19 protein-coding genes are annotated in these 21,111 nt (G+C 72.9%); 4 read left to right on the top strand and 15 right to left on the bottom strand.

Annotated features, from left to right (window positions below; genetic code table 11):
• Nucleotides 1–59: 59 nt before the first annotated feature.
• The 11 genes from AB0J46_RS48845 to AB0J46_RS48895 all read right to left on the bottom strand — a co-directional run bounded on the left by AB0J46_RS48845 (nt 60) and on the right by AB0J46_RS48895 (nt 13,896).
• A complete protein-coding gene (locus tag AB0J46_RS48845; RefSeq protein WP_364343321.1) occupies nt 60–3,161 on the bottom strand; it encodes a 2Fe-2S iron-sulfur cluster-binding protein in 3,102 nt (1,033 codons plus the stop codon).
• Nucleotides 3,158–3,406, bottom strand: a complete 249-nt coding sequence (locus AB0J46_RS48850) for a sarcosine oxidase subunit delta (protein WP_358291951.1) — start codon at nt 3,404–3,406, stop codon at nt 3,158–3,160. The genes AB0J46_RS48845 and AB0J46_RS48850 overlap by 4 nt, the downstream gene beginning before the upstream one ends.
• Nucleotides 3,406–4,608, bottom strand: a complete 1,203-nt coding sequence (locus tag AB0J46_RS48855) for a sarcosine oxidase subunit beta family protein (protein ID WP_364343325.1) — start codon at nt 4,606–4,608, stop codon at nt 3,406–3,408. Before AB0J46_RS48855 ends, AB0J46_RS48850 begins: the two co-directional genes overlap by 1 nt.
• Entirely contained in the window at nt 4,605–6,998 is a 2,394-nt protein-coding gene (locus AB0J46_RS48860) for an FAD-dependent oxidoreductase (RefSeq protein WP_364343328.1), read from the bottom strand. Before AB0J46_RS48860 ends, AB0J46_RS48855 begins: the two co-directional genes overlap by 4 nt.
• 82 nt (nt 6,999–7,080) lie before the next feature.
• Nucleotides 7,081–7,704: a GNAT family N-acetyltransferase gene (locus tag AB0J46_RS48865; protein WP_364343331.1), complete on the bottom strand. Its 624-nt coding sequence runs from the start codon at nt 7,702–7,704 to the stop codon at nt 7,081–7,083.
• Nucleotides 7,705–7,730: 26 nt separating this feature from the next.
• Nucleotides 7,731–8,489 carry a glucose 1-dehydrogenase gene (locus tag AB0J46_RS48870; protein WP_358291943.1) on the bottom strand — a complete coding sequence of 253 codons (759 nt, stop codon included), beginning with the start codon at nt 8,487–8,489 and terminating at the stop codon, nt 7,731–7,733.
• Nucleotide 8,490: 1 nt separating this feature from the next.
• Nucleotides 8,491–10,770 (bottom strand): tetratricopeptide repeat protein, encoded by a 2,280-nt coding sequence (locus AB0J46_RS48875; RefSeq protein WP_364343334.1) that lies wholly within the window; start codon nt 10,768–10,770, stop codon nt 8,491–8,493.
• A gap of 19 nt (nt 10,771–10,789) precedes the next feature.
• Nucleotides 10,790–11,545, bottom strand: coding sequence for a hypothetical protein (locus AB0J46_RS48880; RefSeq protein ID WP_364343337.1), 756 nt, complete (start codon nt 11,543–11,545; stop codon nt 10,790–10,792).
• A 52-nt stretch (nt 11,546–11,597) separates the two neighbouring features.
• Complete coding sequence (gene dapF / locus AB0J46_RS48885) at nt 11,598–12,410, bottom strand: diaminopimelate epimerase (RefSeq protein WP_352352416.1); 813 nt, start codon at nt 12,408–12,410, stop codon at nt 11,598–11,600.
• A 9-nt stretch (nt 12,411–12,419) separates the two neighbouring features.
• Nucleotides 12,420–13,325 carry a tRNA (adenosine(37)-N6)-dimethylallyltransferase MiaA gene (miaA, locus tag AB0J46_RS48890; RefSeq protein WP_358291935.1) on the bottom strand — a complete coding sequence of 302 codons (906 nt, stop codon included), beginning with the start codon at nt 13,323–13,325 and terminating at the stop codon, nt 12,420–12,422.
• A 40-nt stretch (nt 13,326–13,365) separates the two neighbouring features.
• On the bottom strand, nt 13,366–13,896 hold the full coding sequence (locus tag AB0J46_RS48895) for a methylated-DNA--[protein]-cysteine S-methyltransferase (RefSeq protein WP_364343341.1): 531 nt from the start codon (nt 13,894–13,896) through the stop codon (nt 13,366–13,368).
• Here AB0J46_RS48895 and AB0J46_RS48900 point away from each other — a divergent pair.
• A complete protein-coding gene (locus tag AB0J46_RS48900; RefSeq protein ID WP_358291932.1) occupies nt 13,895–14,797 on the top strand; it encodes a ribonuclease Z in 903 nt (300 codons plus the stop codon). The two genes, AB0J46_RS48895 and AB0J46_RS48900, sit on opposite strands and share 2 nt — an antisense overlap.
• Before the next feature lie 22 nt (nt 14,798–14,819).
• Here AB0J46_RS48900 and AB0J46_RS48905 read toward each other — a convergent pair whose 3' ends face one another.
• The 3 genes from AB0J46_RS48905 to AB0J46_RS48915 all read right to left on the bottom strand — a co-directional run bounded on the left by AB0J46_RS48905 (nt 14,820) and on the right by AB0J46_RS48915 (nt 16,897).
• Complete coding sequence (locus tag AB0J46_RS48905; protein WP_364343345.1) at nt 14,820–15,491, bottom strand: hypothetical protein; 672 nt, start codon at nt 15,489–15,491, stop codon at nt 14,820–14,822.
• A gap of 38 nt (nt 15,492–15,529) precedes the next feature.
• Nucleotides 15,530–16,276 (bottom strand): isocitrate lyase/phosphoenolpyruvate mutase family protein, encoded by a 747-nt coding sequence (locus AB0J46_RS48910; protein ID WP_364343348.1) that lies wholly within the window; start codon nt 16,274–16,276, stop codon nt 15,530–15,532.
• 81 nt (nt 16,277–16,357) lie between these two features.
• Complete coding sequence (locus tag AB0J46_RS48915) at nt 16,358–16,897, bottom strand: hypothetical protein (protein WP_364343351.1); 540 nt, start codon at nt 16,895–16,897, stop codon at nt 16,358–16,360.
• Between the two features lie 325 nt (nt 16,898–17,222).
• On the opposite strand from AB0J46_RS48915, the gene AB0J46_RS48920 reads away from it, so the two are divergent.
• On the top strand, nt 17,223–17,669 hold the full coding sequence (locus AB0J46_RS48920; RefSeq protein ID WP_364343354.1) for a hypothetical protein: 447 nt from the start codon (nt 17,223–17,225) through the stop codon (nt 17,667–17,669).
• Nucleotides 17,670–17,726: 57 nt separating this feature from the next.
• On the opposite strand, the gene miaB is transcribed toward AB0J46_RS48920, so the two are convergent.
• On the bottom strand, nt 17,727–19,220 hold the full coding sequence (gene miaB / locus AB0J46_RS48925) for a tRNA (N6-isopentenyl adenosine(37)-C2)-methylthiotransferase MiaB (protein WP_364343357.1): 1,494 nt from the start codon (nt 19,218–19,220) through the stop codon (nt 17,727–17,729).
• 137 nt (nt 19,221–19,357) lie between these two features.
• Here miaB and AB0J46_RS48930 point away from each other — a divergent pair, with 137 nt between their 5' ends.
• Complete coding sequence (locus tag AB0J46_RS48930) at nt 19,358–20,113, top strand: amino acid ABC transporter ATP-binding protein (RefSeq protein ID WP_358291921.1); 756 nt, start codon at nt 19,358–19,360, stop codon at nt 20,111–20,113.
• A 25-nt stretch (nt 20,114–20,138) separates the two neighbouring features.
• Complete coding sequence (locus tag AB0J46_RS48935; protein WP_364343360.1) at nt 20,139–20,990, top strand: glutamate ABC transporter substrate-binding protein; 852 nt, start codon at nt 20,139–20,141, stop codon at nt 20,988–20,990.
• Nucleotides 20,991–21,111 lie beyond the last annotated feature (121 nt).

The raw sequence follows: 21,111 nt of genomic DNA on the forward strand, positions 1-21,111 counted from the left end.
TGATCCCCCAGACTTCGGTTTTCGTAAAGTCTAGGTATAGCAAGTACCCTTAAATGGTCTTATAACGCCAAAAGGGCGTCCAAGAGCCACTCTGCCAGGTACGCGGTGAACGACGACCTGACGTGGATCCGGTACTCGCCGGCCGCCCGCCGTTCCAGGATCACCGAGGCCCGGCCCAGCAGCGTCTGCGCGTGCCCGGGGAACACGTCGGGATGCAGGTCCACGGGACAGCCGGTGATCAGGACGTCCTCCGCCGCCGGCCCGGACAGCTCCAGGATCGTCCGCTGCCCCGAGACGTCCACCCAGCCGGGCCCCGGCGCGGCGTCCCCGGTCACCAGCCACCACGACGGGCCGAGCCGCAGGCCCACGCCGGGATCGGCGCCCCTGACCTCCCACATCGGCTCGAACGGCAGCTCGCGCAGCCGCACCGACGGCCCGCTCGCCGCCGCGAACCGGTCGGCGAACGCCGCCGCCGGGCTCTCCCGCGCCGGAACGCCCCCGAGCACCGCGGGCGCGTCCGCCTCCAGGGGGTCGCCGTCACGGCGGGTGTTGTCCGGGTCGTACAGCACCGGCTCGACGACCGTCACGCCGGTGGCCGCCGCCCCCGACACCGCCGTGAGCCGGTCCCCGGGCACGACGTCCCTGACCATGGCCAGCCCGAACGTCCGGCCGAGCGCCGCACTGGCGTAGCCGGAGGTGACGTGCCCCAGCATGGGCGCGCCCGGCCCGCCCCTGACGAGCTGGGCGCCCTCCTCGATCGGCGCCGCGGGGTCGTCGGCGAGCAGGCCGACCAGGCGTTTGCGGCCCTCGCGGGCGGTGTCGGGTCGGGCGTGCGAGCGTCTGCCCACGAAGTCGGGCTTGCGCGCGGAGACGATCCACGACATGCCGAGGTCCTGCGGCGTGACCGTGCCGTCGGTCTCCTGGCCGACGATGGCGAACCCCTTCTCGGCCCGCAGCACGTGCATCGCCTCGGTCCCGTACGGCACCGCGCCCAGCTCCAGCACCGCCGCCCACAACGCCCTGCCGTACGGCCAGGGCACGTTGACCTCGTAGGCCAGCTCGCCGGAGAAGCTGATCCGGAACACCCGGCCGGGCACGCCGAGCACGTCCGTCTCGGCGTAGCGCATGAAGGGCAGGCCGAGCGCGCCGGGCGCGACGGCGGCGATCACCCGCCGCGCCTTGGGGCCGGCCACGGCGACCGTCGCCCAGTGGTCGGTCACCGAGGTGAAGGAGACGTCGAGCCCCGGCCACTCGGTCTGGTGCCACTCCTCCAGCCAGTCGAGCACCGCGGCGGCGTTGCCGGTGGTCGTGGTCATCAGGTAGCGGTCCTCGGCGAGCCTGGTCGTGGTGCCGTCGTCGAACACCATGCCGTCGGCCCGGCACATGAGCCCGTAGCGGCAGGCGCCGACGGCGAGCGTGGAGTACATGTTGGTGTAGATCCGGTCCAGGAACGCGCCCGCGTCCGCGCCCCGAATGTCGATCTTGCCCAGGGTGGAGGCGTCCATGGCGGCGACGGAGGTGCGGGTGGCCCGGCACTCGCGCGCCACGGCGGCCTCCATGGTCTCGCCGTCCAGCGGGAAGTAGCGGGGGCGCTTCCACTGGCCGACGTCCTCGAACGCCGCGCCCGCCGCGACGTGCGCGGCGTGCATGGCGGTGGTCCTGACCGGGTCGGAGAGCGCGCCGCGGTCGCGCCCGGCCAGCGTCGCGAACGACACCGGCGTGTACGGCGGCCGGAACGTGGTCGTGCCCACCTGCCCCGGCGCGGTCCCGAGCAGCGCCGACATCACGCCCACGACGACCGTCCCCGACGTCTTGCCCTGGTCGGCGCCGGTGCCCGCGGTGGTGTAGCGCTTGACGTGCTCGACCGAGCGCATCCCGGCGCCGGTCGCCCTGGCCAGGTCGGCCACGGTCACGTCGCGGTGCAGGTCGGCGAAGGCGGGCTCGTCGCCGTCCCCCTCGACCAGCCACAACGCCGCAGGTGGCCGCGGGGGGCGCTCGTCGCAGTCGGGCACGCGGAGTTCGCGGGCGGCGGATCCGGCGGCCTCCCGGCCGGCGGCGTGGCCGTCGGCGATGGCCTCGCGGGTGCCGTACCGGCCGCGGCAGGCGCCGGCGGAGCATTCGGCCTGCGCCGAGACGTCCGGGACGAACGCCTGCACCCCCTCGTCGAAGCGCACCCGTCCCTGCGACTGGCTGAACAGGTGCACGGCGGGGTTCCAGCCGCCCGCCACGGCCAGCAGGTCGGCCTCGATGTGCCGCTCCCCCACCCGCACGCCGGTCAGCACGCCGTCCGCGCCGGCCGTGGTGCCGGTGATCACCTGCCCGGCCAGGGCGTCGGGGGTGAGTCCTTCGGGGCGCGGATCGACGATCGCGGCGATCTCCACGCCGGCCGCCCGCAGGTCCGCGGCGGCCTCGTAGCCGGAGTCTGCGCAGGCCAGGACGACCGCGCGGCGGCCGGGGAGCACGCCGTACCGGTTGGCGTAGGCGCGGGCGGCCGAGGCCAGCATGACGCCGGGCCGGTCGTTGCCGGGGAAGGCGAGCGAACGCTCGTGGGCGCCGGTCGCCAGGACGACCCGGCGGGCCCTGATGTGCCACAGCCGCTCGCCGCGCGCCCGCCGCTCGACGGCCACCACGTAGTTGTGGTCGTGGTAGCCGACGGCCGTGGTCCTGGTGAGCACCCGCACGCCGGACAGGTCGAGCGAGTCCACCCAGTCGAGCGCGGGCGCGCCGTCGAGCAGCACCCGGCTGTTCAGCAGGTCGCCGCCGAGGCGGGGCTGGTCGTCGAGCAGGATCACCCGGGCCGCGCGCGCCGCGGCGGCCGCCGCCAGCCCGGCCGGGCCGCCGCCGACCACCAGCACGTCGCAGTGCAGGTACCCCTTGTCGCAGCGCCGGTCGTCGGCCGCGTCGAGGTCCACCCGGCCCTTGCCGCGCAGGCTCCACGCCTCCAGCCCGTCGTACAGCTCCACGGTCGTGGCCGCCAGCATCGGGTCGGCGCCCACGCGGACCAGGGCGTTCGGCTCCTCGGGACCGGCCGAGAAGACGCCGCGCGGGCGGCCGGACTCCACACCCCGGCCCACCACCCGCACCCCGTTGCGCAGCAGCGCGGCGGCCAGCGTGTCGCCCGGTTCCCCCTGGAGGGGACGGCCGTCGAAGGTGAACCTCATGGCGCCTTCCTGATCTCGTGCGTGACCGTGTGCCGTTCGACGGTGAACCAGGTCCGGCAGCCGTGCGTGTGGAACCAGCGTTCGCGGAACCAGCCCTTGGGGTTGTCGCGCAGGAAGACGTAGGCGGCCCACTCCTGGTCGGAGAGCTCGCCCGGGGCCTGCGGGTAGGGGATCCCGGCCTGGCCGCCGTAGTGGAACTCGGTCTCGTCGCGGGGGCCGCAGTGGGGGCAGTCGAGGAGCAGCATCAGTGGGCCACCGCCGCCGCGCCGTGCTCGTCCACGAGCGCGCCCGTGGTGAACCGCTCCAGCGCGAACGGCTCGGCGAGCGGGTGCGGCCGGCCGTTGGCGATCGTGTCGGCGTACACCCAGCCGGAGCCGGGGGTCGCCTTGAAGCCGCCGGTGCCCCACCCGGCGTTGACGTAGAGGCCGTCCACGGGGGTGGCGCCGATGATCGGGGAGGCGTCCGGCGAGACGTCCACGATCCCGGCCCACGTCCGCAGCACGCGGACCCGGCTGAACAGCGGGAACAGCTCCAGGGCCGCCGCCATCTGCGCCTCGATCACGTGGCACCCGCCGCGCTGCCCGTAGGAGTTGTACGCGTCGATGCCCGCCCCCATGACCAGCTCGCCCTTGTGCGCCTGGCTGACGTACACGTGGACGGCGTTGGACATGACGACGCAGTCGAGCACCGGCTCCAGCAGCTCCGACACCAGCGCCTGGAGCGGGTGCGACTGCAGCGGCAGCCGGATCCCGGCCCGTTCGGCCAGGACCGAGGTGTGCCCGGCCGAGGCGAGCGCCACCGTGCCCGCCGCGATGGGCCCGCGCGAGGTGCGCACGCCGGTCACCCGGTTGCCGGTGATCTCGAACCCGGTCACCTCGCAGCCCTGGATCAGGTCCACGCCGTACGCGTCGGCCTGGCGGGCCAGCGCCCAGGCGACGTGGTCGTGCTTGGCGATGCCGCCGCGCCGCTGCAAGGTGGCCCCCAGGACGGGGTAGCGGGCCCGGCCGGAGACGTTGACGATCGGGCAGAACTTCCTGACCTCGTCGGCGTCCAGCCATTCGGCGTCCACGCCGTTGAGCCGGTTGGCGTTGACCCGCCGCCTGCCCTCGCGCACGTCGTGCAGGTTGTGCGCCAGGTTGAGCACGCCGCGCTGGCTGAACTGCAGGTCGTAGTCCAGTTCCGCGCTCAGGCCCTCCCACAGCTTCAGCGAGTGCTCGTAGAGGGCGGCGCTCTCGTCCCACAGGTAGTTGGAGCGGATGATGGTGGTGTTGCGGGCCATGTTGCCGCCGGCCAGCCAGCCCTTCTCCAGGACGGCGACGTTCGTCAGGCCGTGGTTCCTGGCCAGGTAGTAGGCGGTGGCCAGGCCGTGCCCGCCGCCGCCCACGACGACCACGTCGTAGGAGGGCCGCGGATCGGGGTTGCGCCAGAGGAAGCCGGGGTGGGTCAACGTCTGATCTTCTCCATCCGGGGGTCGAACAGCGGCTCGGCGGCGACCTCCGCGGGCACGCGGCGGCCGAAGTACGAGATGTCCACCCGCGTCCCCGGTCCGGCCAGCTCGGCCGGCAGCCAGGCGTAGGCGATCGGACGGCCGATGGTGTGCCCGTACGCGGCGCTGGTGACGTACCCGGCGACGCGGCCGGCGTGCCGGACCGGTTCCTTGCCCATGACCACCTCGGCGCTGAGCAGCGGCACGAGCCTGCGGGACGGTTCGGCGCGCAGCGCGTCGCGGCCGTGGAAGTCCTTGTCCTCCTTGACCGCGAAGCCCAGCCCGGCCTCGTACGGGTCGTGCTCGGTGGTCATGTCCACGCCCCAGAGCCGGTACCCCTTCTCCAGCCGGAGGCTGTTGAACGCGGCCCGCCCGCCCGCGACCGGCGTCCCGGCGGACCGCAGCGTGTCCCACAGCTTGAGCCCCATGTCGGCGCCGGTGTAGAGCTCCCAGCCCAGCTCGCCCACGTACGAGACGCGCATCGCGAGCACCGGCACCTGCCCGACGTACCCGGACCGGCAGGTGAAGTAGCGGAAGCCCTCGTTGGACAGGTCCATGTCCGTGAGCCCCTGCACCAGCTCCCTGGCCTGCGGCCCCCACACGCCGACGCAGCAGGTGCCGGGCGTGATGTCCCTGATGTGCACCCCGCGGGGGGCGTGCCGGGTCAGCCAGTCGAGGTCGAGGTTGCCGTTCGCGCCGAGCTGGAACCTGTCCTCGGCCAGCCGCGCCGCCGTGAGGTCGGAGCGGATGCCGCCGCCGGCGTCCAGCAGCAGGGTGTAGGTGACCGTGCCGGGCTTCTTGTCCACGTTGTTGGTGGTCATGTGCTGGAGGAAGGCCGCCGCGCCCGGACCGCTGACCTCGATGCGCTTGAGCGAGGTCATGTCGTAGAGCGCGACCCGCTCGCGGGTGGCCCACGCCTCGGCGGCCGCGATGGGCGACCAGTAGCGGCCGGCCCACGCGTCCCGCCGGTCGGCGCCGATCCGCGGCTCTTCGAGGCCGGCGAGCAGCGGCTCGTTCGCCTCGAACCAGTGCGGCCGTTCCCATCCGGCCGATTCCAGGAAGTACGCGCCCAGCTCCACCTGACGCGGATGAAACGGGCTGGTCCGCATCGGCCGCGGCGACTCCATGGGCTGCAACGGGTGGATGACGTCGTAGACCTCGACGAAGTTCTGCCTGCCGCGCTCCTCGACGTAGGCGGGCGACAGCTGCGCCTGCTCGAACCTGGCCGGCTCGCACTCGTGCAGGTCCACCTGCGACCGGCCGGTCACCAGCAGCTCGGCGACCGCCCTGGCCACCCCGGCCGAGTGCGTCACCCAGACGGCCTCGGCCAGCCAGAACCCGTCCAGGTGCGGCGCCTCGCCGATCAGCGGGAAGCCGTCGGCGGTGAAGGAGAAGACGCCGTTGATGCCGTCCTCGTACTTGGAGCCGGCCAGGGCGGGCAGCAGCTCGGCGGCGTCGCGCCAGGCGGGTTCGAAGTCCTCCTCGGTGAACGACTGGACCGAGGGCATGGTGGTGCCCTTGGGGCCGATCTCGTGCTGGGCGACCGGCATGGGGCGGTGGGCGTAGGAGCCGATGCCGATGCGGTCGCCGTGCTGCCGGGCGTACAGGTCGCGGTCCTGGTGGCGCAGGATGGGGCCCTCGGGCTGCGGGGGCAGGGGGCCGGACTTCGCGTACTGGTGGGCCAGCGGCAGCAGCGGCACGGTCAGCCCGGCCATCTCGCCGATCGACGGGCCCCAGAATCCGGCCGCGCACACGACCACGTCGGCCGGGATCGTCCGGTACTCCCCGGCGGCCAGGCAGGAGACGCCGGTGACCCGGCCGCCCTGCTGCTCGACGCCGGTCACGGTGTGCCCGCCGAGGAAGCGCGCTCCCCGTTCGGCGGCTCGCGCCGCCTGCGTCTCGCCGCAGGCCACGGCGGCGGCCAGGCCGTCGCTCGGCACGTGGAAGCCGCCCAGCACCCGGCCGCGGTCCAGCATCGGCCACAGCTCGGCGCACTGCGCGGCGTCCAGCAGGCGGCCCTCGACGCCCCACGACTGCGCCCAGCCGAGCTTGCGGTGCAGGTCGGTCCAGCGCTCGGGGGTGGTGGCCACCTCCAGGCCGCCGACCTGCCGGAAGCAGTGGGCGCCGAGCGCGGTGTACTTGCGCACGGTGTAGGCGGCGAACTCGGTCATGGTCTTGGACGGGTTCGTCTGGAAGACCAGGCCGGGGGCGTGCGAGCTGGAGCCGCCCGCGGCGAAGAGCGGGCCCTGCTCCACCACGGTGACGTCGCTCCAGCCGCGCTCGGTGAGCTCGTCTGCCACCGCGCACCCCACGATCCCGGCTCCGATGATCACCACGCGCGGCCGACCCATCACGCCTCCGGTTGTTCCTTAATACGCAACACGCACCGGACTACGCAACGAACATAAGGCCCTGGCTCCCCGCGGACAAGTGCTAGCCGAGCGGCGAGGTGTCCCGTCCCAGGTACGTCACCGGCCCGGCGTCGGCCACCGCCAGCTCCGCGAAGCCGAGCCGGTCGTAGAACGCCCGCGCGGGCGCGTTCGTGCTGACCATCCCCAGATGCAGCCGCGGCACCCCGGCGGCGCGCAGACCGTCGACGAAGGCGCTCATGAGCCGGCGTCCCCAGCCCTTGCCCTGCCAGCCGGGCAGCAGGTCGATGTGCAGGTGGGCGGGATGGCCGGCCAGCTCGGGCACCAGCATGCGCTCGGGCCGGTGGTGCAGGGCGAGCATCACGTCGTCCGCGGTGACCGGCGGGTCGGCGGGAAGGGGGCAGCGGGCCGCGGCCGCCGGGATCCACTCCTCGCGGTAGCGGCGGACGAACGCCGCCGTGTCCGCGGTGCCCACGACATAGCCGACGGCCTGGCCGGTGCCGTCGTCCACGACGTGGGCGTGCTCGGGCTCCAGGGTGACGTAGGGGGCGGCGAAGATGTCGCCCATGAGCAGGTCGGAGGCGTACTGGCCGCGGGCGTCGCCACCGGCGTCGGCCGTGCGCACGCAGACGTCGTAGACGGCGGCCAGATCGGCCGGACGGTAGGAACGTACGAAGGGGGCGGTCATTCCCGACAACGTACTAGAAGGACCGTCTAGGTGATCAGGATGCCGCCGTCCACGGGCAGCGTGACACCGGTGACGTACGACGAGGCGTCGGAGGCCAGGAAGACCGCCGCCGCCACCAGCTCGGCCGGATCGCCGGGCCGTTTCATCGGCACCCGCAGCTCCAGCATGCGTTCCAGGTAGCCGGGCGGGTACTGCTCGGTCATCTCCGAGGCGAAGAACCCCGGCTCCAGGCAGTTGACCCGGATGCCGCGCCGGGCCGTCCACTGCTGGGCCAGGTCGCGGGTGAGCCCGGCCACGGCCGCCTTCGACGCGCTGTAGGCGGCCTGCGGCAGCCCGGCGGTGGTCGCGCCGAGGATGCTGCCGATGTTCACGATCGACGAGCCCGGCCGCATCACCCGCGCGCACGCCTGTGCCATCCAGTACGTGCCGTGCAGGTTGATCTCCACCACCCGGCGGAACTCCTCGGGCCGCTCGCGCAGCGCGGGCACGGCGGTGCCGACCCCCGCGTTGTTGATCAGCACGTCGACCGCGCCGAACTCGGCCACGGCCGCGGCGACCAGCGCGTCGCACTCCTCCGGCGCCGCCACGTCGGTCGGGACCGGGAGGCAGCGGCGCCCGGTCTCCTCGACCAGGCGCCCGGTCTCCGCCAGCCGGTCCGCGCGCCGGGCGCCGATCACGACGTCGGCGCCGGCCTCGGCCAGCCCGCGGGCGAAGGCCACGCCCAGCCCCGACGATGCGCCCGTGACGATGGCGACCTTGCCGTCGAGGCTGAAGCGCTCCAGCACGTCAGAGCCCGTATTCCTTGACGATGCGCTCGTGCCGCTCGACCTCGACGTCGATCTCGCGGGCCAGGTCGAGCCAGGCCAGCGGGTGCACCCAGCGCTCGGTGGCGTCGTCGAGCAGGGCGTCGACCTCGGCGGCCGACACGTCCGGCGGCACCGCGACCCAGCCGAACACGCCCGGCAGCGACTCGCCGCTGGTCGGGTGGGTGACGGTGTAGTTCTCGTCGCTGTAGACCCACATCGGCCAGCCGCGCTCGGCCATGACCTCGGTGAACTCCGCCCAGTCCTCCTCGCTCGGCGCGGCGCCGTCGAAGAAGTAGCTGGTGTAACCGCCGGGACGCAGGATGCGCACGGCCGCGAACGGCGGCACGAAGTTCTGCTGCTCCTGCGGGTCTTCCGGGACGGGCTCCAGCAGCTGCGGGTCGAACACGACCAGGTCGCCGGCGTTGTAGTCCATGCCGCGCGGCTGCGGCAGCGCCAGCCGGGCGGTAGCCGGGCCGGTGCGGATGGACAACACCTGGCGCTGGCCGCCGTCGGGCGCCGGGAGGATGAGCCGGATCAGGCCCATCTCCTCCTCGATCGGGCCCTGCTTGGACTTGATCGGCATGCCGATCCTGGCCGCGCCCTTGCGCACGGTGTCCCAGTCTTCCGCCGAGGTGGCCATGACGACCATGCGCCAGACGTCCTCGTCGGTCAGCTCGTCGAGCACCTCGGCCAGGACGCCGGCGGCCCTGTCGTTGTGGTCGAGCTGCTGGGCCGCGCCGGACAGCAGGCGCCTGGCCTCGATGCCGGCCCCGGCCGCGACCGCGTGCTCGGCGGCGTCGAGCGTCTCCGGCCAGCGCTCGCGGGCGCTGTGGAGCCTGGCCAGCGCGAGGTACTGGGCGGCGTGCGGCAGCAGCGCGGCCATCTGCTCCAGCCGCTCGTCCTGGCGGGCCTCGATGAGCAGGGTGGTCAGGTAGGCGATGTCGTCGGGGTCGGCCGAGGCGATGTCGCCGGAGTCGACCAGCAGCTTCCAGTAGATGTCGGCGCCCGCCGCGGGGAAGCCGAGGAAGCCCAGCGTGGTGGTGTGGCGGCGGGTGGCCTCCAGGTCCTCGCCGGACAGCGGCGCGAGCCAGCCCACCCACTTCTCGGGGTCGGCGTTGAAGCCGTCGGCGGCGTCGAACAGGCCGACCCGCTCGGTCAGGGGCCCGGGGGCCGCGGGCTCGGAGGTGGCGTCGGCGGCGGCCCGCAGCGCGGCGACGCGCTCGGTCAGGTCGCCGGTCTCGCCGCGCAACTCCGCCGCGCCGGACTCGGCCAGGTCGGCCAGCAGGCGGGCCTGCCACACGCCGTTCCTGGCGAGGGCCAGCTCGCCCGCGACCAGCGCGAGCTCGACGCGGGCGCGGTAGCCGCCCATCATGCCGAAGTAGTCGATCCACTGGCGCAGCACCCGGCCGAGCTGCCAGGTGTTGGTGATCTGGGAGGATCCGGCCAGCTTGGCGACCGCGCGCGACCACTCGACGAAGACCCGCGGGTGCTCGCCGACCACGTCGAGGTCGGGCAGCGCGTCGACGGCCTCGGCCGTGCGGCCGAGCTCGGCCAGGATGAGCGCGCGGCGCACGCCCTCGCGGTGGGCCTTGGCGGGCGGGTCGTCGGGGGCGAAGTCGGCGGCGGCCTGCAGGGCGGCCAGCGCGTCGTCGGCCCGGCCGGCGGCCAGCAGGGCGCGGGCGCCCTCGGCGCCGAGCTCCCAGCTCGCCTCGCGACCGGCCGTGCGCAGCCGCTCGACCGCGGACTCGGCGTAGGCGACGGCCTCGCCGGCCTTGCCCGCGTCGACGAGCGCCGCGACGTACTGGGTGACCAGGCCGCTGAAGGCGGGCCGCTCCGGGCTCATGCCCTCCAGGAAGGCGCCCACCGTCTCCAGGCGGTCACCGGCGTAGCCGGGGCCGTCGGTGTTGGCCCACACGACGGCCATCGCCTCGACGGCGGCCGGGGTGGCCGGGCAGTCGCGCACGTCTTCGCGCTGGGCGAACGTGAGCAGCTGCCGCGCGTCGTCGATGGCCACCGCGCCCTGGGCCCGGTCGCCGATGCGGCCCATGAGGTGCCAGTAGCGGGCGTAGAACTCCAGCCAGGGCAGCTCCAGCGTCTCGGCCTGCTGGGCGATGGCCGGGGCCATCACGTCGAGCTGCGGATACCGGCCCTCGTAGGCCTGTGCGGGAAGGTCTCCCAGCGCCATGGCGAGGCCAACGTTGCCCGCCTCGGAAAGCTGCTGCTGGGTTTCGCCGACCCAGGCCCAGATGTCCACGTCCATGGGCAGTCAGTCTGCCAGGTCAACGAGCGTGCCCAAAACGCAGAAGCTCGATCAGCTCGTCCGATTCGTTGTCGCGCAGGACCGAGAAGGCCGGGGCCATCAGGTCGTCGGTGGTCTCCTCGACCTGGGCCCGCCGTGCCACGACGTCGGGGCCGGGGGTGGCGTAGGGCTCGGGCCAGGTGAAGAACCTGGCGATCGTCACGCCGTCGGCGTAGCCGAAGGGGGTGGTGTCGTGGACGGCGGCGAGCGTGGCCTCCAGGGGGTGCAGGCCGGCCGCGAGCACGGCGTTGGCGTGCAGGCCCCCGCGCAGCTCGCGCAGGACGTGCATGAGCTGGACGGCGCGCGCCGGCGGGTCGTCCGGCAGCGGAACCGCCCGCCAGCCGGCGAACAGCGGCGCGCCCACCGGCGAGGCCTGCGCGACGACCGGTTCGAGCAGCTCGGCGATCCGGGCGCAGCCGTCGTGGCCGCCGAGCTTGCGCCGGCCCCACTGCCTGCACGCCTCGGTGTAGAGCTCGACGGCCTGCTCGACGGGCATCTTCCTGCCGCCGTTCCAGCTCTCCTCGACGTGGGCGGCGGGGAAGAAGACCGCCACCGAGGTGACCACGTCGGCGTGGCACTCGCCGAGCACCCCGCAGCGCCCGCGGAAGTACAGCTCGCGCGGGCCGAGCCCGTGCTGCTCGCAGACGGCCTTGGCCTCGCGGGAGACCATGAAGCCGCCGCCGTACTGGCCGATCGGCGCCTTGACCTGGACCGCCGTGGTACGCGGGTCCGCCATCCTCAACCCCTCCTCGGTTCGGAAAGTGGACCCAGCATCCCTCAGGAGAACATCATTCTGCAAGCATCAGCTCGCCGCTCGCCAGGATCACCGCCGGGCCGGACAGGTAGCTCGTGTCCTCGTCGAGGATGACGGTCAGCGAGCCGCCGGTGACCTCGACGGTCCAGGTGCCGGTGGTGTCGCCGGACATGTGCGCGGCGGCCACGGCGGTCGCCACGGCTCCGGTGCCGCAGGACCGCGTCTCGCCCGAGCCGCGCTCGTAGACCCGCATCACCACGCGGCTGACGCCGACCGGGTTGAACAGCTCGATGTTGACGCCCGCCGGGAACACCCCGGTGTCGAAGCCGGGCTGGTGGCTGAGGTCGAGCTGGACGACCGGGTCGCCGATCGCGCAGGCCAGGTGGGGGTTGCCCATGTCGACGTGGAGACCGGGGTACTCGTGGCCGCCGACGCCCGCCACGCTCTCGCCCAGCACGGCAGGCTTGCCCATGTCGACCGTGATGTCGCCGTTGGGCTCGACCCGGACCCGGCGCGGGCCGCCCCTGGTGGCCAGGCAGAACTCCGTCCCCTCCACCAGCCCCGCGTCCACCAGGTAGCGGGCGAAGACGCGTACGCCGTTGCCGCACATCTCCGCGACGCTGCCGTCGGCGTTGCGATAGTCCATGAACCAGTCGGCCACCGCGGCCTGCTCGGCCACCTCGGCGTGCTGCTTGGTCCTGGCGACCCGGAGCACGCCGTCGGCGCCGATCCCGGCCCGCCGGTCACAGATCTTGGCCACGAGCGCGGCCGTCACTTCCACGCCGTCGTCGGGATCGGGCAGGATGACGAAATCGTTCTCGGTGCCGTGCCCCTTGAGAAACCGCATTGCCTGAGTTTATGCCGCACCCGGGTCGGCGATGTGCGCCAGGGATCGTTCAAGCAGGTCGGGGGCGTCGTACGGGAGCCAGCGCACCCGCGGGTCGCGGCGGAACCACGACTCCTGGCGGCGGGCGAAGCGCCTGGTGGCCCTGACCGTCTCGGCGAACGCCTGCTCCTCGGTCCACTCCCCCTCCAGGAACCGGATGACCTGGGCGTAGCCGAGCGCGCGGCCCGCCGTGCGCCCCTCGGCCAGGCCCTGCCCGAGCAGCGCGCGGACCTCCTCGACCAGGCCCGCCGCCCACATGCGCTCGACCCGCAGCTCGATGCGCTCGTCGAGCACGGGCCGCGGCACCTCCAGGCCGAGTTGCACGCTCGGATAGACGGCGTCGTAGGACGGCATGGTGGCCGAGAACGGCCGGCCGGAGTGCTCGATCACCTCCAGCGCGCGCACGATGCGGCGGCCGTTGCTCGGCAGGATCGCCTCGGCGGCGGGCGGGTCGAGCTCGCGCAGCCGCTCGTACAGGGGGGCCGGGCCGCGCTCGGCCAGCTCCGCCTCCAGCCGGGCCCTGATCACCGGGTCGGTGCCGGGGAACTCCAGGTCGTCGAGGGCCGCCCGGACATAGAGGCCGCTGCCGCCCACCAGCACCGGGACGTCGATCTTCGCGAACAGCTCCCTGGCCAGCCGCTGGTACTCGGCGACACTGGCCGTGACCGTGACGTCCCAGATGTCCAGCAGATGGTGCGGGACGCCGCGCTGCTCGGCGGGGGTGAGCTTGGCCGTGCCGATGTCCATGCCGCGGTAGAGCTGCATGGAGTCGGCGTTGACGCACTCGCCCCCGAGCCGGAGCGCGAGGTCGACGGCGAGATCGGACTTCCCGGCCGCCGTGGGGCCCACGACGGCGATGACTGGCTGCTGGCGCACACCGACCAGTGTGTCAACTGTCCGGGTGTGGACGGACCACCTACAGGTCGAGGAGCGTCGGCTGGAGGTATCCCTCGTGGGTCAGCAGCCAGCGCTTGGTCTCGACCCCCACGCCGCCGCTGAACCCGCCCAGCCCGTTGCCCGCGACCACCCGGTGGCAGGGCACGATGATGGGGATCGGGTTGGAGCCCATGATCGAGCCGATGCCGCGGGCGGGCACGCTCGACCCGGCCTGCCGGGCCAGCTCGCCGTAGGTGACGGCGGTGCCGTACGGGACGCGGTGCAGGGCCTGGAGCACCTGCAGCCGGGAGCCGGTCATCAGCCGCCAGTCCACGGGGGTGCTGAACGTGCGCAGCTCGCCGGCGAAATAGGCGTTCAGCTCGGCGACCGCGCAGGCCGTACGATCCGCATCATGAACCTCAGCCAGGCCGAGCCGGCCGGCCAGTCCGGCGGGCGACCCCCATCCCGAGGCGACCAGCCCCCGCTCGGTGACGGCCAGGACGAACGGGCCGACCGGCGTCGGCACCTCGGCGAACGCGACCGTGGACAGCGTGGACTGCGTGGTCATCATGTCCTCACGTGAACTCGTGGTGCTGGGCACCTCCAGCGCGGTGCCCACCCGACACCGTAACCACAACGGGTACCTTCTGCGCTGGGACGGGCAAGGCTACCTTTTCGACCCGGGCGAGGGCACGCAGCGGCAGATGCTGCACGCCGGGCTGAGCGCGAACGACGTCCACTGGCTGTGCGTGACCCACTTCCACGGCGACCACTGCCTGGGCGTGCCCGGGGTCGTGCAGCGCATCGCCCGCGACCGGGTGCGCCATCCGGTGCGCGCGGTCTTCCCCGCCGCCGGCGAGACGTACTGGCGCAGGCTGCGGCACGCGGCCGCGTTCGCCGACACGAAGGTGATCGAGGAGCATCCGGTCTCCGGCGCGCTGGCCGGGGTGGGGCCGCTGATCGCCCGCCGCCTGTCCCACCCCGTCGAGTCGTACGGCTACCGCGTCCAGGAGCCGCCCGGCCGCCGCATGCTTCCCGACCGGCTGGCCCGCCACGGCATCCGCGGCCCGGAGGTCGGCGAGCTCCAGCGCACCGGCTCGGTCCGGGGCGTCACGCTCGCCGAGTGCAGCGAGCCCAGGCCGGGGCAGAGCGCCGCGTTCGTCATGGACACCCGCCTGTGCGACGCCGTGTTCGAGCTGGCCTTCGGGGCCGACCTGCTGGTGATCGAGTCGACGTTCCTGTCCGCCGAGAGCGCGCTGGCCAAGGAGTACGGGCACCTGACGGCGTTCGAGGCGGGCGTGGTGGCGGCCGACGCGGGGGTGCGCAGGCTGGTGCTCACGCACTTCTCCGAGCGGTACGGGTTCGCCGAGGAGCCGGCGTTCGTGGCGGAGGTGCGGCGCAGCTACGACGGCGAAGTGATCACCGCCCGCGACCTGATGCGCATCCCCGTCCCCCGCCGCCCCCAGGCTTGACGCGCCTCCCGGTGCCGCCTCGTCAGCGCCACACGCCGGTGAAGTAGCCGACGCCGTAGGGCGACGACCGCATGAGCAGCGTGCCGGTCAGCGGCGTCCCCTCGGCGGCGCCGGCCAGCACCTGAAGGGCCGCGCGGCCGGTCACCCAGAGCCGGTCGGCCTCGACGGGGTCGAGCGCGGCCAGCGCCGCCGCGTCGGCCCTGCCGACCGCCTCGGCGATCACGTCGTCGTACGGCCCCGCCGCCTCGTCGTACCGGCCCGGGGCCCGCGGGGTCAGGCAGGCCGAGCCGTCGGCCATGACCAGCAGCGCGACCCGTCCGAGGGCGGCCAGCCCGGCACCGATCGCCCGGCACTCGGCCGGATCGGCATCAAAGGCGACCGCCTGCGCGGGCACCCCGTCGGCGTCGTTGGCAGGGGGCTGTTCGGGGTCGTTCAGGAGGCGGCGGCCGACGGTCAGGGACAGCGGCAGCACAGGCGCGCCCTCGCCCACCATGATGTCGAAGCCCCAGGGCCGCAGGGTGCCCGCCGCGGCGCCGTCGTAGGAGCGGGTCGTCTCCGCGCCGCCCACCACGACCAGCACGTCGGGACGGGCGGCCCGGAGCGCGGCGACCGCGGTACGACATGCCGCGCGCAGCTCGGGCAGCCCGGTCACGATCAGCGGGGTTTGCGGGCAGACGGCCGCGGCGACAAGCACGAGCGCAAGCGTACGCGCCACCCGCCCCGACCCGGCGGTCAGGTCGTGTAGGGGTCGCGGCCTTGCGCGATGGCGGTGAGCAGGCCCTGGGTGCAGGCGTGGGCCGCCTGGTGGAGGCCGCCGCCGAAGCTGATCCTGGCCACCCCCAGCTCCGCCAGCCGCGCGTACGACGGCGCCTTCGGCCGGAACAGGATGTTCACCGGCCCGCCCACCTCGCCGACGAGGGCCGCGATCTCGCCCTCGTCGGCCAGCGTGATCGGGTACACGCAGTCGGCCCCGGCCTCCAGGTAGCGCCGCCCGCGCGACACCGCCGCCGCCCGGTCGCGCAGGCCCCGCACGTAGGTGTCGACCCGGGCGTTGATCACCAGGGCGTCGCCCGCGGCCGCCCGCATGCCGGCCAGGAAGTCCGCCTGCGCCCCGGCGTCGACCAGCTCGCCGGTACGCGGGTCGGAGTCCTCCACGTTGCAGCCCACCGCCCCGGCCTCGGCCAGCCGCTCGGCCAGCTCGGCCGGCGCGAGCCCGTAACCGCGTTCGACGTCGGCGGTCACGGGCACGTCCACGGCCCTGGCGATGCGGGCGACGGCGGCCATCATCTCGCCGACCGGCGTGCTCTCGCCGTCGGCGTACCCCAGCACGCGGGAGACGGCCGCGCTGCCGGTGGCCACCACCGGGAACCCGGCTTCCTGGACCGCGCGCGCCGAGGCGGCGTCCCAGACGTTGGGCAGGATCAGCGGGCTGCCGGGCACGTGCAGCCGTCGCAACGTGGCCGCTCTGTCAGTCGTCATGCCCGGCACCCTACGAGGACGGCCGGCTCTCCAGCAGATCCATTACCGGCCGGAAAGGGCGAGCCACTTGGAGGCGGTGTCTCAGCAGCCGCTCTTGGCGCACTGGCCGCTGAGCACCCCGGCGGGGCCGTCGGCGGGATTGTCGCCGTCCGGCTGCGGGGCCTTGGCGGACGGCGTGCCGGGCTTCTTGCCGGTGCCCGTCTGCGTCGTGCCGCCGGTGCCGCCGGTGCCGTCGGAACCGGTCGACCCCTTGTCGGCGGGGTCGGAGCCGCCGCCCGTGTCCGTGACGGCGTCGCCCATGGCGGAGTCGTCGGAACCGTCGGTGGGCAGGCCGTCGTCGGGGGCGTCGGTGGTGGCGTCGCCCATGGTGGCGTCCTCGTCGGCCTCGAACACCTCGTCGCCGGCGCTCGTGGCCGGGGACGGGCGGCCGGAGCCCTGCTCCTGCTGGGTGCTCTGGCCGGGCTTGGCCGCCAGCAGGTAGCCGGCGCCGCCCGCGGCGAGCACGCCCACGAGGGCGAATGCGGCGATGACGGCGGTCTTCCTGCTCTTGCCCGGGGGTCTCGGGGACGAGCCCGGCCCGGAGAGGATCTCCTGACGATCCGTCTCGGTCGGATCATGCATGGTGGTGCAGCTCCCTGCGGTCGTATCGGGGAAAGCTCGCCGGCTTCCGCGGGTGATGGACCACACTAGCCGCATCAGCCGAATGCTCGCACACCAATCACAAAGGAATCACGACTTGTCCCCCCAAAGATCTGTTTGCCCAGGTGGCCGTCCCCGGCTGGGCGCCGCGGCCGGGGCGGCCGGGGTACTCGTCACGGCCGGGCTCGGGATTTTCCTCGCATTCACCAGTTCTCCGGAATCGCGCCCGCAAATCCGCCGTGAATTCGATCAGGAAACACCGCTTATCCCAAGATCGTATTTTCCTTCGCAGATCGCGGGCTCGCCGGTGGCCGAGCCGTCACCGGCGCCGCCCACCCCGTCCGCGGGCCCCTGGTCGCCCGGCCCCTGGTCGCCGGGGTGGATGGAGGCCGTGCCGGCGCCCGACCGGCCCACGACGGCGGAGCCGGAGCCGGGCGAGCCCTCGCTCCCTCCGGGCAAGGGCAGGCCGGTGAAGGGCGAGCTGTCGTCGCCGCTCGCGCCCAGGGCGCTTCCCACGCGTCCGCCGCTGGTCGCGCCGCCGCGTCCGTCCCGGCGGGCCGCCGTACGCCGTCCGGCTCCGCACGCGTCCCCGCAGGCGCCGCCCGGGGAACGGGTCGTCCCCGAGCCGGACCGTCAGGCGCCTCCCCCGCCGCCGCCTCCCTCCGTACGGGCCGGCGGGCCCGACCCGTGCGCCACGTTCGACGACTTCCGCCGGCAGCCGTGCTACAGCTTCCTCGACCGTCTCAGGCGCTGACCCACGCGGAACACCCCGCCGTCCCGAAGGAGCGGCGGGGTGTCGGAACGCGGTGGCTCAGTGGGCCGAGCAGGCTCCGGCGGCCGGGGCGGGAGCCTCCGGGCGGCCGACGGACGGCATGCCGAGCAGCACGCCGGGCCCCTTCGCCGGGGCGCCCTGGCGCGCCTCCCAGGCGTCGCCGGCCCGCGTGCGCCGCACCGCCCGGACCGCGCCGTCGGCGACCAGGTGGTGGGGGGCGGCGTAGGTGACCTCGACGGTGACCATGTCACCGGGCCTCGGGGTCTCCTCGCCCACCGCGAAGTGCACGAGCCTGTTGTCGGCGGCGCGGCCGGACAGGCGGCGCGTGGCGTCGTCCTTGCGGCCCTCGCCCTCGGCGACCAGCACCTCCAGCGTGCGGCCGACCTGCTTCTTGTTCTCCTCCCAGGAGATCTCCTCCTGCAGGGCCACCAGGCGCTCGTAACGCTCCTGGACGACCTCCTTCGGGATCTGGTCCTCCATGGTGGCCGCCGGGGTGCCCGGACGGATGGAGTACTGGAAGGTGAAGGCGTTGGCGAAGCGGCTCTGCCGGACGACGTCGAGGGTGGCCTGGAAGTCCTCCTCGGTCTCGCCGGGGAAGCCGACGATGATGTCGGTCGAGATGGCCGCGTCGGGCATGGCGGCCCGCACCCGCTCGATGATGCCGAGGTAGCGCTCGGCGCGGTAGGAGCGGCGCATGGCCTTCAGCACGCGGTCGGAGCCCGACTGCAACGGCATGTGCAGCTGGTGCATGACGTTGGGCGTCTCGGCCATGGCGGCGATGACGTCGTCGGTGAAGGCGGCCGGGTGGGGCGAGGTGAAGCGCACCCGCTCCAGGCCCTCGACGTCGCCGCAGGCGCGCAGCAGCTTGCCGAAGGCCAGCCGGTCGCCGAACTCGACGCCGTAGGTGTTGACGTTCTGGCCGAGCAGGGTCACCTCCAGGACGCCCTGGCCGACGAGCGTGCGCACCTCGGACAGGACGTCGCCGGGACGGCGGTCCTTCTCCTTGCCGCGCAGCGACGGCACGATGCAGAACGTGCAGGTGTTGTTGCAGCCGACCGAGATCGCGACCCACGCCGCGTAGGCCGACTCGCGCTTGGTGGGCAGCGTGGAGGGGAAGACCTCCAGCGACTCCTTCAGCTCGACCTGCGCCTCGCCGGCCACCCGGGCCCGCTCCAGCAGCACCGGCAGGGATCCGATGTTGTGGGTGCCGAAGACGACGTCGACCCAGGGCGCCTTGCGGACGATCTCGCCCTGGTCCTTCTGGGCCAGGCAGCCGCCCACCGCGATCTGCATGCGCGGGTTGTCCATCTTGGCCGGCCGCAGGTGGCCGAGGTTTCCGTAAAGGCGGTTGTCGGCGTTCTCCCGCACGGCGCACGTGTTGAACACGACGACGTCGGCCGTCCGGCCGTCGGGGGCCGGCACGTAGCCGGCGTCTTCCAGCAGGCCGGAAAGGCGCTCGGAGTCGTGCACGTTCATCTGGCACCCGTATGTGCGCACTTCGTACGTGCGGGCGCTCTCCTGGGTCACAGTCATGGCAGGTTCAAGGGTAGTCGTTGTCCGGCTCGCGGCAGCCGCCCCCGTCTAAAACACCAGCTTGACGGCACGATGTGACCGGATCGGTACCACCTGGTTAGTGACCAGCGTCTTAATGACCTCTACCGTTTTGGTCCATGACGGAGAACGGCGACGCCACTCCACTCGTTCAGTTGGAGGGCGTCAACAAGCGCTTCGGGGCGTTGCACGTCCTGAAGGACATCAACTTGACCGTCTCTCGTGGCGAGGTTCTGGTGGTCATCGGGCCTTCGGGCGGTGGAAAGTCCACGCTGTGCCGGACGATCAACCGCCTGGAGACGATCGACGACGGCAGGATCGTGTTCGACGGCCAGGTGCTGCCCGAGGAGGGCAGGGGGCTGGCCAGGCTGCGGTCCGAGGTCGGCATGGTGTTCCAGTCCTTCAACCTGTTCGCGCACAAGACCATCCGCGAGAACGTCACGCTCGGCCCGATCAAGGTGCGCCGCAAGGACCGCCAGGCGGCCGACGCGCGGGCCATGGAGCTGCTGGAACGGGTGGGCATCGCCGCGCAGGCGGACAAGTACCCGGCCCAGCTCTCCGGCGGCCAGCAGCAACGGGTCGCGATCGCACGTGCGCTGGCCATGGACCCGAAGATGATCCTCTTCGACGAGCCCACCTCGGCCCTGGACCCGGAGATGGTCCAGGAGGTGCTCGACGTGATGATCGGGCTGGCACGTGACGGCATGACGATGATGGTCGTCACGCACGAGATGGGATTCGCCCGCCGGGCCGCCAACCGGGTGGTCTTCATGGCGGACGGGCAGATCGTGGAGGAGAACACCCCCGACGAGTTCTTCACCAACGCGCAGACCGACCGCGCGCGTGATTTCCTTTCGAAGATCCTCACGCACTGAGATTTTGAGGCAGGTATACATGCACATGCGTCGTTTGGGAGCGGTGGTCACGGGAGTGGGCATGCTCGCCGCTCTGGCCGCCTGCGGCGGTGACAAGACCTACGCCAGCGTCCTGGAGAAGGTTCAGGACGGCGGCAAGGTCGTGGTCGGCACCAAGTGGGACCAGCCGAGCCTGGGCTTGAAGAAGGGGTCGGAGCCGGAGGGCTTCGACGTCGACGTCGCCAAGGCCGTGCTGAAGGAGATGAACGGCGGCAAGGACGCCCAGATCGAGTGGAAGGAGTCGGCCTCCTCCAACCGCGAGCCCTTCCTCCAGAACGGCACCGTCGACATCATCTTCGCCACGTACTCCATCACCGAGGAGCGCAAGGCGAAGGTGTCCTTCGGCGGCCCGTACGTGATCGCGCACCAGGACATCATGGTGCGCAAGGACGACGCCGCGATCAACGCCCCGCAGGACCTCAAGGGCAAGAAGATCTGCAAGGCGGCCGGCTCCAACTCCTACAAGCGCGTCACCGACCCGCCCCCGGACGGCAAGCTCGACATCGACGCCACGACCGTCGACGCGGCCAACTACTCCGAGTGCGTGCAGAAGCTGTCGGGCAGCAACCTCGACGCCGTCACCACCGACGACCTGATCCTGGCGGGCTTCGCCAAGCAGGCCGGCGGCAACTTCAAGGTGCTCGGCCAGGGCTTCACCGACGAGAAGTACGGCATCGGCCTGAAGAAGGGCGACACCAAGACGTGTGAGGCCGTCAACACCGCGGTGAAGAAGATCTGGGACAACGGCACCATGAAGCAGCTGCTGGAGAAGTGGTTCGGCGGCATCGAGGGCCTGAAGCTGTCGGAGACCGCGCCCCCGGCCGAGGGTTGCAGCTAGTCACGCCAGAGGCGGCGGCCGGGGTCAACCCCTCCCCCCCCCCAAGAGGGAGTGCAACATGGATTTAAAAAAAAAAAAAAAAAACCCCCAACACAAAGGGTAGAGGGGTATCAAAAAAGAA

It is taken from the genome of Nonomuraea sp. NPDC049758 (assembly GCF_040674635.1).
GTDB lineage: Bacteria > Actinomycetota > Actinomycetes > Streptosporangiales > Streptosporangiaceae > Nonomuraea.

Coding starts and splice junctions, on each gene's coding strand:
- AB0J46_RS48930 (WP_358291921.1), top strand. CDS start 19,358: ATGACGGAGAACGGCGACGCCACTCCACTCGTTCAGTTGGAGGGCGTC.
- AB0J46_RS48875 (WP_364343334.1), bottom strand. CDS start 10,770: ATGGACGTGGACATCTGGGCCTGGGTCGGCGAAACCCAGCAGCAGCTT.
- AB0J46_RS48900 (WP_358291932.1), top strand. CDS start 13,895: ATGTCCTCACGTGAACTCGTGGTGCTGGGCACCTCCAGCGCGGTGCCC.
- AB0J46_RS48850 (WP_358291951.1), bottom strand. CDS start 3,406: ATGCTGCTCCTCGACTGCCCCCACTGCGGCCCCCGCGACGAGACCGAG.
- AB0J46_RS48910 (WP_364343348.1), bottom strand. CDS start 16,276: ATGACGACTGACAGAGCGGCCACGTTGCGACGGCTGCACGTGCCCGGC.
- dapF (WP_352352416.1), bottom strand. CDS start 12,410: ATGCGGTTTCTCAAGGGGCACGGCACCGAGAACGATTTCGTCATCCTG.
- AB0J46_RS48845 (WP_364343321.1), bottom strand. CDS start 3,161: ATGAGGTTCACCTTCGACGGCCGTCCCCTCCAGGGGGAACCGGGCGAC.
- AB0J46_RS48880 (WP_364343337.1), bottom strand. CDS start 11,545: ATGGCGGACCCGCGTACCACGGCGGTCCAGGTCAAGGCGCCGATCGGC.
- AB0J46_RS48860 (WP_364343328.1), bottom strand. CDS start 6,998: ATGGGTCGGCCGCGCGTGGTGATCATCGGAGCCGGGATCGTGGGGTGC.
- AB0J46_RS48935 (WP_364343360.1), top strand. CDS start 20,139: ATGCGTCGTTTGGGAGCGGTGGTCACGGGAGTGGGCATGCTCGCCGCT.
- AB0J46_RS48915 (WP_364343351.1), bottom strand. CDS start 16,897: ATGCATGATCCGACCGAGACGGATCGTCAGGAGATCCTCTCCGGGCCG.
- AB0J46_RS48865 (WP_364343331.1), bottom strand. CDS start 7,704: ATGACCGCCCCCTTCGTACGTTCCTACCGTCCGGCCGATCTGGCCGCC.
- miaB (WP_364343357.1), bottom strand. CDS start 19,220: ATGACTGTGACCCAGGAGAGCGCCCGCACGTACGAAGTGCGCACATAC.
- AB0J46_RS48895 (WP_364343341.1), bottom strand. CDS start 13,896: ATGATGACCACGCAGTCCACGCTGTCCACGGTCGCGTTCGCCGAGGTG.